This is a genomic window from Paenibacillus sp. FW507-14B1B (assembly GCF_058781425.1).
The window spans coordinates 18,493-33,349 of record NZ_JBYSWS010000003.1; the positions used below are offsets into that span (position 1 = coordinate 18,493).

Below are 14,857 nucleotides of genomic sequence, written 5' to 3' on the forward strand. Positions count from 1 at the left end.
TGACTTATCGCTTATTTTGTTCGCGTTCGTTCATAACGTCCATAAACGCTTGTGCATAGCGCAAGCCTTTTTGAACTTGTGGATCTTTCAGCATCTTCATCAAACCAAATACGCTGATAGCTCCTTGATCTTTCTGATTGTGTACACGGTCTCCAGCTTCAATCGCTGCAGAAGATACGTTCTTCAGGGTATCTGTCACAGGCTTCGTAAAACCTGTAAGAGAGGCCATAGTGTCCTCAGCAAGCACTGGATCAGTTGCTACTGACTTACCGAAATCATAAGCTTTCGTAAAGAACGCAAGCATTTCAGTAAGCTTTGGAAGGTTGTCCACGAGTGTAGTCAGCGATTCCTGAACTTCTGGCTTCATCAATTGGTCGAACACATCGAGGCGATCCGTCACCGGAGCTCCTTGATTTTCAGCAACGGTCTCCGAAACTTCGGATTGTTGCGGACGGGATGTTTCTGTCATAAGAATTGCCTCCTTTACTTTAAATGAGTTCCCATGAAGAACTTGGCTGCGATAGAACCGATTAGTAGAAATTCACGGATAACCGGTGGTTATTATGCATCACTTTCAAAGTGAGAACTTCCAATATTCTCGTTCGCGCCAAAATAAAGCAGGGGGGAAAAGTATCCGCCCCCTCCTTTATAAAACACGTTCGCGTGGGATTGTGATAAATATCTCTAACATATCCTAGTCTATAACTTGTGTGACATAATTACAAACACAAAATACAACTATTTCCCTACAAAGTTACAATTCTGTATTTATCAGAGTCAGAAAGAACATCTTTAACCGGATGTCCAGATATTTCAAAAGCATCTCGAATCGGCACCCAAATCGTATGTCCGACATATGTAACTTCAGATATAATAGTTTTCCCGCTACCGTCACTTACCTCCATCGTATTCGTTTCTGGGTCGGCTTCCCATTTCGTGTTCGTCAATGACACTTTTACTTTTTTATTGTTAACATTCCATGAAACTTCTCCTCCTAGTCTTTCTACAGCACTTCTTAAAGGGACCATTATTTTCCTATTTACAATTCTGTATTCTCCTGGAGCGAATTCTGTAGCAAAACCTGACATATCTACCTTAAGTATCCTTCCTGGTTTGAAAAGAGCTGCATTTACACTAACGTGTTCAGCAATCCACTTTGCGCCTGGTTGGTCAAGCTTCGGTTTCACTTTACTCTGAAGTTTGAACTGAACAGGTTCCATTTCCGGAGTCAGAACATCAAATTGGTACCCGTTCTTTTTATAATAAGTTATGATATCCGGAAGTGCCTTAACAGACTCCTCATGCCCCGCCCCATCATGAAGTAGCACAATCGATTCCTCACTATTTACTCGGGTCGTAGCTCCTTTTAGAATTTCCTCTGCTGGAACTCCTCTACGCTTAGAGTCACCGCTGTCCACATTCCAGTCAAACACACGGTATCCCCCTTCCTGGAGCAAGCGAAAATACGTCTCATCGAATTTACCTGCTGTCCCTCCTGGAGCTCTAACGAGCTGCGGTCTCTCTCCTGTAATCAGTCTTACGATCTCTTCGGTTTGTTTAATCTGATTCCAAAACGTTTGGAACTTTTCATAGAGCTTATTGTAATCATGATTAAAGGTATGATTCCCAATGATATGCCCTTCTTCATGGATTCTTCGAATCAATTCCGGTCTACGACTTGCTTGCTCCCCAAGCACAAAAAATGTAGCCTTGATCTCTTCTCTTTTCAATATATCAAGCACCTCTCCCGTAAGCCCTGATGGACCATCGTCAAAGGTTAGGTACACTGTTCGTTTCGATTGTTTCTTCTCCTTAACTGTAGAAGCAGACGATAATACGGGCTGTGTCGTTACGCTCTCCGCTCCGCTATACACGGTATGCACCATACGATCTTTCTCCTTTACCTGTGAAGGGATTGCTTCTGCAATGTCCTCCTGAGCATGTTGGGACTGCAAGGAGGTTGTCATAGCGCTTAGAATCAGGACTGCTGCCAGAACGAATAATAGTGCAATTCGAGTGATTACTACCAAATTTTTATACATATAATCTACCTCCACCATTTCTTTTCTATGAGTTTTCGTTTGGCGTTCTGATAGATTATATGGAGCGTATTTCAAAAAAAGACTAGATTCTCTGATCTTCAATATAAAAAAAACGATTCCAAAACTACCTCTTAAAGGCATGTTAAGGAACCGTTTCTTATATCATTAATATGAACGTACTGCTTCAAGCACCTCTTCAACATGACCCGCTACCTTTACTTTTCTCCATTCCTTTACGAGTACACCAACCTCATCGATTAGGAACGTAGAGCGGACAATCCCTTCATATTCTCGTCCATACAACTTCTTAAGCTGCCATACACCGAACAAGTTGCAGACTTTATGTTCTTCATCGGATAACAAGAGAAAAGGAAGGTCATACTTTTGAATAAACTTATTATGTGACTTCAGTGGATCCGTACTGATACCAAGAACCACCGCCCCCTCCTGCTGAAGGCTTCCAAAGTTATCGCGGAAACCGCATGCTTCGTTGGTACATGCCGGTGTCATGTTTTTCGGATAGAAATAGATCACGACCTTGTTTCCCCGGTAATCACTTAAAGAAACATGCTCTCCATTCGAGGCTGGTAGAGTAAAGTTAGGTACTTCGCTGCCAATCTGCAATTGAGTTTGAGTCATAAGTTGTATCATCTCCTTGATGAGCGGGGGAACCCCCGTAAAATTGATTGTCTTTTCGAAAGAAATTATAATAGAATGAATGTCGATTATTCAAATCTTTACCAAGTGAAGTATTCAACAAGTGTACTCCGAAAGGAAGAACTCAATGAACAAAAGAACAAGGAAAACAATACTATGGACCGTCAGCATTATCATTGCCGGTATTCTAGGCTATGGAACTTATTATGTGTCAACCATCTACAGCGGTCTTGAAGGACTACAGAAGAAAGGAGAGTCTTCCCCTTTCAAAGAGCTTGCACAAGTTGATGCTAAGGCACCTGAGCCTCCAAAATGGGAAGGAACGGAACCGGTCAACATTTTGCTCATGGGTGTGGATGCTCGAGGGTTTGAAGAAGGTGAGATTCCTCGCTCAGACAGTATTCTTGTAGCCTCCATCGATCCTGTCCAAAAGAAAATGAATTTATTCTCCATCCTGAGAGATACATATACGGATATCCCAGGCCATAGCAAAAATCGGATCAATACTGCGATTACCCACGGCCCGAATACGGCCATGAAGGCGGTAGGCGACCTGCTCGGCATTCCTATCCAGTATTATGTGTACACCGACTTTCAGGGCTTCATGAAACTTGTAGATGCCGTCGGTGGTATTGAGTTCTACGTTGAGAAAGATATGAAATATTCAAGTAAAGCGGATAAGAATGAATATGATATTGATCTAAAGCAAGGTATGCAGCATCTCGATGGTAATAAGGCATTACAGTATGCACGTTTTCGTTACGATAAAATGGGCGATTTCACCCGAACCGAACGCCAGCGTGAGCTGATTAAGGCTGTTGCTAAAAAAATGCAGTCCACTACCTCCATTATGAAGTTACCGGATATTCTAAATTCGGTAAGTCCTTATATTGACACGAATATGGACGTCAATGACATGTGGAAACTTGCGAATGTGGGATATCAGAGTAAAATGAAAGGCAGCGAACAAGTTCCGCCAATGAAACTCTTGGTTGAAGCTAATATCGGTGGCGCTGCCGTTCTGACGGTAAGAAACCCGGATACTCTTAAACAGTATATCCAAGATATACTAAACCCTCCGGTAACAGAACCCGACGCAGATGGTAGTAAAGATTCAACTGGTGAACCTACGGATAAATCCTCCGATTCAAGTTCATCTTCCCAGCGTAATTAGTATCTTATATCGAGATCAGGACAGGCAGCAAATCGCAGCCTGTCCTGATTCATGAAGAAAGGAAGTTTTACCATGTCCAAATCCAGAAAACGTTCGGAAGTTTTGTATCAAGAAGCTCTTCAACATATCGTTGGTGGAGTAAACAGCCCCTCCCGCTCTTTCAAAGCCGTTGGAGGTGGAGCACCTGTATTTATGAAACGTGCTAAAGGTGCCCACTTCTGGGATGAAGATGGGAACCAGTACATCGATTATCTTGCAGCATACGGTCCCATCATCACGGGCCATGCTCATCCTCATATAACACAAGCAATAACGAAAGCTGTCGAGAATGGTACGCTCTATGGCACACCAACCGAGCTTGAAATCACGCTCGCCAAAATGCTTAAAGAGGCAATCCCTTCACTCGATAAGGTTCGTTTCGTCAATTCCGGTACAGAAGCTGTAATGACAACGATTCGTGTTGCACGTGCATATACGAAACGAAACAAAATCATTAAATTCGCTGGATGTTACCATGGCCACTCCGACCTTGTTCTTGTTGCGGCAGGCTCAGGCCCTTCTACGCTAGGCATCCCGGATAGTGCTGGTATTCCGACTAGCATCGCTCATGAAGTCATAACCGTTCCCTTTAACAACTTAGAAGGACTGCGAGAAGCACTGGATAAGTGGGGCGACGATGTAGCCGCTGTTATGGTTGAACCCATCGTCGGTAATTTCGGTATGGTTATGCCGGAACCCGGATTCCTTGAAGGTCTTTGTCAGTTGACGCATGATAACGGATCTCTCGTCATCTATGATGAAGTCATCACAGCCTTCCGTTTCCATTATGGTTCTGCTCAAACGTACGCTGGACTTGATAACCACGAGGCTATACAGCCCGATTTAACGGCTCTTGGTAAAGTCATCGGCGGCGGACTTCCAATCGGTGCTTACGGCGGCCGCAAGCATATCATGGAACAAGTCGCTCCTCTCGGCCCAGCCTATCAGGCTGGAACGATGGCAGGTAATCCAGCTTCCATCTCCGCAGGTATCGCTTGCTTGGAAGTTCTTCAAGGCGATGGGGTGTATGAAGAAATGGAACGCTTAACGATTAAGCTTACTGAGGGACTACAGGCTTCCGCAGATAAATACGGCATACCGCTGACTATTAACCGCATTCGCGGATCGTTCTCGGCCCATTTCTGCGACCACCCTGTAACGAACTACGACGAAGCTCAGGATACAGATGGTGAAGCCTTCGCTGCATTCTTCCGTCACATGCTTGACCGTGGTATCAATCTAGCACCATCGAAATACGAGGCGTGGTTCCTGACCACCGCACATACCGATGCTGACATCGATGCTACACTCGAAGCTGCTGAAGAATCATTTAAAGCCATGAAAGGTTAACTAAATGAAAGGGCAGTCCCATAAGGTTGAATGACCTTGACCTGGGACTGCCCTTTTTTTCTGATCTTGTTTATTATTAGGGATTAATAAATACAGTTCTAAGCTTAGCATTATACTGCACATCAAAGCCAAGTCCAGACGCTAGCACTGCGAGCGGTACATATGTCTTCTGCTCTTTGCCTATTTTGTTCAAGAAAGCAGGTGTATCCATTATAACCGAAGTTCCGTTCACGTTAACGGATTTCGAACCGATCTTGATGATCACCTTCTTATCTCCATACGTGATTGTAGCGCTGGATGTTTTGTTACTCCACACCGATGTTGCAGAAACGGCCGTTACGATATCTTGAATTGCCACGAAATTCTGATTTTTCACAATAACTGGCTTGTAAGGTGTCTTTAACTCCTTGCCACTGACGATGATCCCCATTGGCTGGTCTGCCTCATACACTACTGGTTTCGTATAACTTCCCCAGATTGTCTCAGAGAAGATACGCGCCATTACCTCATAACCGTACTGATTCGGATGAATATCTTCCTTCAAAATATGAGTCATCGTTATTTCAGAGCCGATAAATTCTTTAGCAACATGAGCGACCTTGAGGGTAATGCCATTCTCATTAAAAGTAACCGCCATGCCGTCGATAAGCTTCGTAAATTGCGCCGCCGACTCCTGCAGTTTCGGATAAGTGGCCTTATCAGCAATTTCCGGTACGGGTTGATACTGATCTGCCAATACAATAACAGCATCCGGATTTATGCTATGTAGATTATTCACGATGGATGTAACGTTGTCCTTATAGACAGTAAACAACTCCTGAACACGACTGGCAAGCTCGTCAGTCTTTAACGTTCCCGCTGTCTTAACAAGTTCAAACATGTCGTTACCACCAATGGTTACGGTAATCAAATCTGCTCCGGCAATAACCGATTTAGCCTTAGCAGCTTCTGCTCCCATTGCAGCAGCCCGTGGATCCTTAAGTCCACTCTGGATTTCATCCGCAGATACTGCACGTTCATCTACGATAGCCTGCACATATTGATCAAGCCCTTTTGTCTTCAAACCCAATATACCCAGATTAGCGACTTCCGTACGCCCATGATACAAGCCTTGCACAAGCAGTCGATCTATGAAGCCGTATGGTTTGGAGTTCATATCCATTCCTGGTTCGTAACCCACTGTAAGTGAATCCCCGAGTGATACAATTCGGTATGTATCTCTTGTTGTTAGCTGCTCCTGTGCTGATACAGAACTTCCTGCCCATGGCCCAAGCAGCAGCACAGCTATCAGCATTATACTAGTGGCTGGAGCCAGAGCTTTTTCCCAAAATTTCAGCATTAAAACAACCACCTCTCTCTTGGTTAATTTATCCAAAGTCAATCTGATTATTATTCTATCACTCCCTAGCTTACTTAGATACCATTGAAATGGCGCATTTGAACGGTAAATCATACAAAGAAACGAACTAAAAAAGCAGTCCCAGAGTTGGAACTGCCTTCGGCAGGTAGGAGACTTCAACGCCCCAGATATATTTATGAGTTGTTGCTGCCGGACCCAGCAGTATCATCATCAACAAGATTCACCCGCTTCATGTACTTGTCATAGCGATCATCAAGTTCTTTGGCGATACTGCGGTATTTACGCGTTTCCTCTACGATAGGGTCCTGTGTCGTCTGAATACGAATTTCATACTTCGGTGGGATGAGACGGCGTCCCTCTTCTTCCTCGTTCTTAGATTCCATCTCACCATCCATGAGCAGTTCACTGAGCTGCTGCTCCAAATCATGATCCTTCTTATCATTCATCTTGTGACACTCCTTTATCTGTTGTGAAGAGGACCTACTTCTATTCTTTCGTAAAACCCGTTGCCTCAGCCTCGGATAACGTATCCAGCAAACTGTCATGAATCGCACCATTGGTTGCCATCAGATTACGTACCGACAGATCATAAGGCCGCCCAAGGGTATCCGTTACCCTTCCACCTGATTCTTGAACCAGAAGCGCTCCTGCCGCAACATCCCATGCACTCAATCCTTGTTCCCAATAACCGCTCAAACGACCGGCCGCAACATACGCCATATGCAGTGCAGCAGAGCCCCCTGTACGTAAATTACGGACTTTCGGAACAACAGCATGAATACCAGCCATGTTCTTAGGAAAATTAACCGAAGTATCCATTGGAAAACCTGTCGCTACTAGACTTTCAGATAACGTTGTCTCCTTAGAAACCAAGGTAGGGTTACCATGAACATAGGCTCCTTTACCTTTCTCTGCAATAAACAGTTCATCGCGAGATGGATCATACACCACACCAACGATAACCTCGCCTTTGTAGGCTAGAGCAATGGATACCGAATAAAATGGGAAGCCATGAACGTAATTGGTTGTACCATCGATCGGATCAATAATCCATAAGTAAGGTTCATCCTTCACGGCCTCCAAAGCTTTGGTAGAAGCTTCAGCACCTGGTTCAACACCTTCTTCACCAAGAATCGCATGATCCGGAAAATGAGTCAGAATCAGCTTGCGAATCATCTGCTCTGCCCCTTTATCTACTTCGGTCACGAGATCCTGTGCAGATGTCTTCGTACTTAGCTGTTTAACCGTTCCAAGTCTGCTCTGAATCCATTCCCCTGCTTTAGCTGCACAATTGATCGCAACCGCAGTGTAGCTTTTACTTGAGACTACGTAGGGTACATTTTCTTTGTCATTCAATATGCTCACTCTACTTTCCAAAAAAATCTATATTAAGAGACTTATTCATCCTATTCATGTATTACGAGAGAAGCTAGGGCGCGTTTCCCTTAAAAACACATCTACTTTACAAGCGATATTCTTAAGGAGTTACTTCAATCGTCGCCCCATCCACGATCTTCACTCCTTCGTTCCCGTAACCTGAAAGCTCCTCCATTAAAGCGAACAAGGCTCCATCTTTCTTCTTCGCCTCAATCATAACATCGACCTGCGATGTACTTCCTGCAATTTTGCGTAAAAAAGAGAGAAGCGGTACGACATCGACACCATCAGCATGGCTTCGAATATCGGTAGGACTCTTCGGACTCGAAACGTGAATTTTAGGCGCTAAAGGCTTGTCTGGCTCTGAACCAGCTTGTGCCAAAGGCGTCTCCCATGTCTTTAGAACGTCTGGCCAAAGATCCCACGGATCTTCTCCCTCATTATTCACCCACTGGTGGTGAATATCGAGCACCATCGGAAGCCCTAAATTCTGACTCACTGCAAGAGTTTCGATCGCGTTAAAAGTCTTATCGTCATTCTCCAGCGTAATCCGTTCCTTGATGTCTTCATCCAGCTGATGAAAATGTTCCTCAAACCGGGCAGCAGCAGAAGGCTTGTCCCCATAAGCACCACCAATATGAATATTGTTCTTCATTGCGGCACTTAATCCCATCGCCTGCAGCATGTTCGTATGATGTCTCAAGTCACGAATCGAACTGGTCAGAACTTCTGCCCTTGGTGTACTTAACACGGTAAAATGATCCGGATGAAAGGATACTCTCATCTCGTGCTTCTTCACAAATTGACCAACTTCCGCAAACCCTTCCTTCAGCGCTGGATAAGGGTCCCACTCACTTAAATCCCCGTGTGTACCTAGAGGAATGAGCTTAGATGTCATTCGATATACTCGAATATCATGAGCGATGCTATGTTTTAAAAGACGCAGTGTATTGTGCAAGTTCTCAGCGGCCAGACGCTCCAGTTTGCGGATCGCGGCCTCACGGTCATTCAGATTCATGAAGCTCTTCATCGTCATCGTTCTAGATGGCGATGCGTTCTGAATAACCGTCGACATAGCCACATAACCAAAGCGGACGATCATGCTTGGTTCCCAAAGAACATCTCATAAGCAAGATCGGTCTGCACTCTAGACTCTTCATCTGTCAGCTTGCGGACAAGCTGTAACTCGACGGAGGTTACCTCACGTCCCTGGAAATTAATCTCCGCTACACTAGCAGTAATCAGGACGATAGCAACCGCTTTATTATCAGGTGTATAAGCAATTACCTTTTGACCTGTAGGAAACACACGAAGTCCTTCCTTCAGCATTTTCCCACGACCATATTCCAGAAGCTCATAAAGCTCCTGATCATTCTTAAACTTGCAAACGGAATTGAACTCGGTTTGAAATCCCATGCGCCAGCCTCCCTTTCCGGTGTAAAAGATTAGAGTCAAGGGGAGCCGTGATATGCGCGGACTCCCCTTGGTTTTCAATACCTATTATACTTCATTTTAGTTATTAAGCTTCATTCTCGTAAATTAATGCTTGCTTGCGGCTATATCGCTCAAGTCCGAGCTCAATCATACGATCAAGCAGTTCACGATATGAGACGCCTGTTTCTCTCCACAGCAGCGGATACATGCTAAACGGAGTAAAGCCAGGCATCGTATTCACCTCATTAATAAGAATAGCATTATCTGAGCGACGGATAAAGAAATCTGCCCGCGTAATACCATTTCCTTCAATCGCTTTGAAGGCCGAAATCGCAAGCTCGCGCAGCTGATCTGCCGTATCTGGTTCAACAGGGGCTGGGATCATCATCTCAGACTGTCCATTGATGTATTTGGCAGCATAATCGTAGTATTCACTAGAGGAGACAATTTCACCCGGTATGGATGCCATCGGCTCATCATTTCCGAGTACGCTGACTTCAACCTCACGTGCATCTACGAATTCTTCAACAATAATCTTGTTGTCAAAACGAAGCGCTGTCTCAACCGCATTTCTCAGTTCTTCCGCATTTCTGGCCTTCGAGATACCAACACTTGAGCCAAGGTTAGCAGGCTTTACGAAGCACGGATAACCCAGTTTGTCCTCAATGCCCTGCAGTAGATCATGACTGCTGCGTTCCCACTGGGATCTGTTAAAATAACTATATTCGCATTGTGGAATCTCCGCTTGAGCAAACAACTTTTTCATGATGCCTTTATCCATACCAGCAGCGGATGCAAGCACACCTGTACCCACGTAAGGAATATCCGCCATTTCAAAAAGTCCTTGAATCGTGCCATCTTCGCCAAAAGTACCATGAAGAAGTGGGAACATAATATCAACGATGCTTTCCTCACTACCATACAATCTACTGAATACAGCATTGAGTGCGCTCTGCGTGCCTTCCCCATTCTCAAGCTTCAATTCAGCAGCATCTGCGAAAGGTGCCGACAGCTTGCTGCCGATTCTCCAAGTACCCTGCTTCGTAATATAGAAAGGGATAATTTCGTATTTATCAAAATCGAAAGCATTCATGACAGCAAAGGCTGTTGAAAGTGATACTTCATGCTCTCCCGATTTACCGCCATAAACTAATCCTACTCTTAATTTGTCCTGTCCCATGCCAAACCTCTCTTTTTACGAATTGCAGCATTTCATGCTGTTCGATTAAAAATAATCAGGAATATGGTAAAAACGGTACACCGTATTATCGGTCCAAGCATAAGAATCACGGTAATCCCAGTATCGGTGTTTACTGCTGACTGTATGTGCATTCACTAGCGGCATACCGCCTGCATCAAACGCCGTAACAATCGTACTGTGCTGAAATGCACCATCGCCGTCCCAATCATAAACGATAACATCTCCAAGCATCAGCTGCTCCGGACGTTCCACCATATCTGCTCTTAAACCTGAAGTGCTTGTATTCAAAAACCGGGCGAAGCTGTTCGAGACAGCCCAGCTATAACTCCACCATTCCCGGTTACTCACATAACCTTTGTACCACCAACCCGTTTCTCTTTTACCAGTATAGTGGATTGGGGCTTTGCCTGCAAAGAGGCATTGTGAGATATAGTTGGTACAGTCCACAGCAAATGTCGTAAACTCTGGATTGCCTGAATCCCACCATCGATCCGCATAGGCAGCAGCCGCTTCCCGTTCATATCGACCTGCACGCGAATGGGTTCCTGCTGAGTACACACCATAATTAATTAACGGAGTTGAAGGGACTGGGACAGGAGCTTCATGATGGCTATCAGCATCCTTATACGGCTCATTAAGCGGATGTCGTTCATCTTCAAGCCGCTCTATATTAACAATCAACCAAGCATCGCCGTCACGCACAACCGACAATCGTTCTCGGCTAATGACATCCTCACGGTGGGTTACACCTCTTTTCTCATAGAAGAACACACTGTGCAAACGAACATCTGCTACGACGTCATCCTCAGTTTCACGAACGATCCGCAGGAGCTTCGCTCTAGTCTCACTCTTTAGTGGCGTTACCTCCCGTTCTGAATACCACGCTTGTATTCGTGTTTGTCTCTCCCCACGTTCCATTAAATAATTAAGATCTGTTACGATTTGTTCTCTCAGACCTGATCCGTATTCCACCTTACTCTGATTATGCTGATCCACATACGTATACAAAGCGTTCTTCCAAGGCCGCTGTGCTTTAACGATTTTAACCATCCTATTCTCGCCCCTTTCCGGACTTTCAATCGCCCGCCATAATCCGGGAAGATATCTATAACCAATATATGAAGAAAAGGTCGTCGCTATGAACCACGCTTTTCATCAGGAATTCCAAGTAAAAATAGGTGCGAATAAGCTTGACGAAATGCGTCATTTTCTGCAAAAAATGCTTTACGCCAAGGCTTGTAAACGTTATAATTATTGTAGGTTAATTATGAAATTGTGTTTCACCTAGTGAAACGATTTTGGAATTATTGATACGACTCAAGGAGGTTCACTTATGTCAGTTAAGGACCAGTTCTCCATCTCCCGCACGCTAGAGGTGGACGGCAAGAATTACCGTTATTTCAGCTTACAAGCTCTTGAAGAGCAAGGACACGGCGATGTATCAAAGCTTCCATTCTCGATCCGGGTGCTACTAGAAGCAGCTGTTCGTCAATTTGACGGACGCGCGATTACAGAGGAGCATGTGAAGCAGCTCTCTAAATGGAATGAAGGTCTTGACAGCAACAAGGAAATCCCATTCATTCCGGCTCGTATCGTACTGCAAGATTTCACCGGTGTACCTGTGGTTGTAGACCTTGCAGCGATGCGTGACACTGTTAAGAAAGCCGGTGGAGATCCGAAGCAGATCAACCCATTGGTACCTGTCGATCTCGTTATCGACCACTCCGTAATGGTTGATGCCTTTGGTACTGACCAAGCTCTTGAATACAATATGCAGGTTGAATTCGAGCGTAACGAAGAGCGTTATCGTTTCCTTCGCTGGGCCCAAACTGCGTTTAACAACTTCCGCGCTGTTCCTCCAGGAACGGGTATTGTTCACCAAGTTAACCTTGAATACCTCGCTTCTGTAGCAGCAACCAAAACGGTTGACGGTGAAACATTCGTCTTCCCTGACTCCCTCGTTGGTACGGACTCACACACAACCATGATCAATGGTCTTGGTGTTGTTGGCTGGGGTGTTGGCGGTATCGAAGCTGAAGCAGGAATGCTTGGCCAACCGCTTTATTTTGTAACACCTGATGTTATTGGATTTAAACTGACTGGTAGTCTGGCAGAAGGCGCTACGGCAACTGACCTTGCACTAACAGTCACTCAATTGCTTCGTAAAAAAGGCGTTGTTGGAAAATTCGTTGAATTCTATGGCCCAGGCCTTGCTAATATCAGTCTTGCTGACCGCGCAACAGTTGCGAACATGGCACCAGAATACGGAGCTACCGTTGGTTTCTTCCCAGTTGATGACGAAACAATCGCTTATCTCCGTAACACAGGTCGCCCTGATGAACAGGTTGCACTCGTGGAAGCATACTATAAAGCGCAAAACATGTTCCGTACGGCTGAAACGGCTGATCCTGAATTTACAGACGTAATCGAGCTTGATCTCGCTTCCGTTGTACCGAGCTTGGCTGGACCTAAGCGTCCTCAGGACCGTATTGAACTTACGAATATGAAGAACAACTTTAATGACATTATTCGTACACCGATCGATAAAGGCGGTTACGGTCTGAGCGATGAGAAGATCGCAGAGACAGTTACCGTTAACCATAAAGACGGTACAACAAGCGAAATGAGCGCAGGAGCGGTTGTAATTGCAGCGATTACTAGCTGTACTAACACATCCAACCCAAGCGTTATGCTAGGAGCAGGTCTACTCGCGAAAAAAGCAGTTGAACGTGGTCTGAAAAAACCAGGCTACGTGAAGAGCAGCTTGACTCCAGGTTCCCTTGTTGTAACAGACTATCTGCAGAAAGCTGGACTTATGAATTACCTTGAAGCACTTGGCTTCCACGTTGCAGGTTACGGCTGTGCAACTTGTATTGGTAACTCCGGTCCGCTTCCAGACGAAGTTAGCCAGGCTATTACAGACAATGACATGACTGTTGCTGCAGTATTATCAGGTAACCGTAACTTTGAAGGCCGTGTTCACGCACAAGTCAAAGCAAACTACCTGGGTTCACCACCACTCGTCGTAGCTTATGCACTGGCTGGTACAGTGAACATCGACCTGCAGAACGAGCCTATTGGCTACGATCCGAACAACGAGCCTGTATACTTGAAAGACATCTGGCCAACAAGTGCAGAAATTCGTGATGCGATTGCTCAAGCGGTTAGCGCTGATTCCTTCCGTAGCAAATACGCTAACGTATTTACAGCCAACGAACGCTGGAATGCTATTCCTGTGCCTGAAGGCGAATTGTATGAGTGGGATGATAAATCGACTTACATCCAGAACCCTCCATTCTTCGAGAACCTTGCAAACGGCCTGAGCGATATCCAAGATATCCGCAATGCACGTGTTCTTGCATTGCTGGGAGACTCCGTAACAACGGACCATATCTCACCAGCGGGTAACATTGCTGTGAACAGCCCTGCGGGCGTTTACTTGAATGATCATGGTGTAGCTCGCAAAGACTTCAACTCCTACGGTTCTCGTCGTGGTAATCACGAAGTTATGATGCGCGGTACGTTCGCGAACATCCGTATTCGTAACCAGGTTGCTCCAGGTACTGAAGGCGGCGTAACTACGTACTTACCGACAGATGAAGTTATGTCTATCTATGACGCATCGATGAACTACCAAGCTGGTGGTCAGAACCTGATCGTTATCGCAGGTAAAGAATATGGTACAGGAAGCTCACGTGACTGGGCTGCTAAAGGTACTTACCTACTTGGCGTCAAAGCTGTAATCGCTGAAAGCTTCGAGCGGATTCACCGTTCGAACCTTGTAGGTATGGGCGTTCTGCCACTTCAGTTCCAAGAAGGTCATGGATGGTCCAGCCTTGGTCTTAATGGACGTGAAACGTTCGATATCGTCGGCCTAAGCAATGATGTGAAGCCTGGTCAAGATCTGACCGTCATCGCTACTCGCGAAGATGGTACGACGTTCGAGATCCCTGTGATCGCTAGACTCGATAGTATGGTCGATGTGGACTACTACTATAACGGTGGTATCCTACAAACGGTACTTCGTCAGATGATCGCAAATAACCAAAACTAATATGCACTGAGGTTCTATAGCCTCAGGAACAAATCCCCATTCCCTTTGTTAGGAAATGGGGATTTTTCTGTTTTAGACTTTTTACCGAGACTATTCTCCTGAATTTGGAATATAACGTTTCGAAGCGTACTGCGAAGGTTAACAATTAAGAAACGTTGCGTTCGTTTAA

13 protein-coding genes are annotated in these 14,857 nt (G+C 45.2%); 3 read left to right on the top strand and 10 right to left on the bottom strand.

Translation table 11 applies throughout. From position 1 onward, the window contains the following. Positions 1-4 precede the first annotated feature (4 nt). The 3 genes from AC3WJJ_RS15715 to bcp all read right to left on the bottom strand — a co-directional run bounded on the left by AC3WJJ_RS15715 (position 5) and on the right by bcp (position 2,681). On the bottom strand, positions 5-469 hold the full coding sequence (locus tag AC3WJJ_RS15715; RefSeq protein ID WP_492542118.1) for a DUF1641 domain-containing protein: 465 nt from the start codon (positions 467-469) through the stop codon (positions 5-7). A 277-nt stretch (positions 470-746) separates the two neighbouring features. Then, the gene (locus AC3WJJ_RS15720; RefSeq protein WP_492542120.1) at positions 747-2,042 is read right to left on the bottom strand and encodes a polysaccharide deacetylase family protein; all 1,296 of its coding nucleotides are present in this window, start codon (positions 2,040-2,042) and stop codon (positions 747-749) included. A 165-nt stretch (positions 2,043-2,207) separates the two neighbouring features. Next, positions 2,208-2,681: a thioredoxin-dependent thiol peroxidase gene (gene bcp / locus AC3WJJ_RS15725; RefSeq protein WP_492542122.1), complete on the bottom strand. Its 474-nt coding sequence runs from the start codon at positions 2,679-2,681 to the stop codon at positions 2,208-2,210. A 145-nt stretch (positions 2,682-2,826) separates the two neighbouring features. On the opposite strand from bcp, the gene AC3WJJ_RS15730 reads away from it, so the two are divergent. Next, positions 2,827-3,873: an LCP family protein gene (locus AC3WJJ_RS15730; protein ID WP_492542124.1), complete on the top strand. Its 1,047-nt coding sequence runs from the start codon at positions 2,827-2,829 to the stop codon at positions 3,871-3,873. A 72-nt stretch (positions 3,874-3,945) separates the two neighbouring features. After that, positions 3,946-5,262 carry a glutamate-1-semialdehyde 2,1-aminomutase gene (locus AC3WJJ_RS15735; protein WP_492542126.1) on the top strand — a complete coding sequence of 439 codons (1,317 nt, stop codon included), beginning with the start codon at positions 3,946-3,948 and terminating at the stop codon, positions 5,260-5,262. Positions 5,263-5,338: 76 nt separating this feature from the next. Here AC3WJJ_RS15735 and AC3WJJ_RS15740 read toward each other — a convergent pair whose 3' ends face one another. The 7 genes from AC3WJJ_RS15740 to AC3WJJ_RS15770 form a co-directional block, all read right to left on the bottom strand. Next, positions 5,339-6,601, bottom strand: coding sequence for a stalk domain-containing protein (locus AC3WJJ_RS15740; RefSeq protein WP_492542128.1), 1,263 nt, complete (start codon positions 6,599-6,601; stop codon positions 5,339-5,341). Positions 6,602-6,795: 194 nt separating this feature from the next. Next, entirely contained in the window at positions 6,796-7,068 is a 273-nt protein-coding gene (locus AC3WJJ_RS15745) for a hypothetical protein (protein WP_422659730.1), read from the bottom strand. A gap of 40 nt (positions 7,069-7,108) precedes the next feature. Then, on the bottom strand, positions 7,109-7,978 hold the full coding sequence (locus tag AC3WJJ_RS15750) for an inositol monophosphatase family protein (protein WP_492543046.1): 870 nt from the start codon (positions 7,976-7,978) through the stop codon (positions 7,109-7,111). 121 nt (positions 7,979-8,099) lie between these two features. Continuing rightward, positions 8,100-9,101, bottom strand: coding sequence for a UV DNA damage repair endonuclease UvsE (uvsE, locus tag AC3WJJ_RS15755; protein ID WP_492542131.1), 1,002 nt, complete (start codon positions 9,099-9,101; stop codon positions 8,100-8,102). Continuing rightward, positions 9,098-9,415, bottom strand: coding sequence for a hypothetical protein (locus tag AC3WJJ_RS15760; protein WP_422659728.1), 318 nt, complete (start codon positions 9,413-9,415; stop codon positions 9,098-9,100). The genes uvsE and AC3WJJ_RS15760 overlap by 4 nt, the downstream gene beginning before the upstream one ends. A gap of 103 nt (positions 9,416-9,518) precedes the next feature. After that, the gene (locus tag AC3WJJ_RS15765; RefSeq protein ID WP_422659727.1) at positions 9,519-10,613 is read right to left on the bottom strand and encodes a D-alanine--D-alanine ligase; all 1,095 of its coding nucleotides are present in this window, start codon (positions 10,611-10,613) and stop codon (positions 9,519-9,521) included. A gap of 45 nt (positions 10,614-10,658) precedes the next feature. Continuing rightward, positions 10,659-11,684 carry an amidase domain-containing protein gene (locus AC3WJJ_RS15770; RefSeq protein ID WP_492542133.1) on the bottom strand — a complete coding sequence of 342 codons (1,026 nt, stop codon included), beginning with the start codon at positions 11,682-11,684 and terminating at the stop codon, positions 10,659-10,661. Between the two features lie 283 nt (positions 11,685-11,967). Between AC3WJJ_RS15770 and acnA the strand changes: the two genes are divergently transcribed. Next, complete coding sequence (acnA, locus tag AC3WJJ_RS15775; RefSeq protein ID WP_492542135.1) at positions 11,968-14,688, top strand: aconitate hydratase AcnA; 2,721 nt, start codon at positions 11,968-11,970, stop codon at positions 14,686-14,688. Positions 14,689-14,857 lie beyond the last annotated feature (169 nt).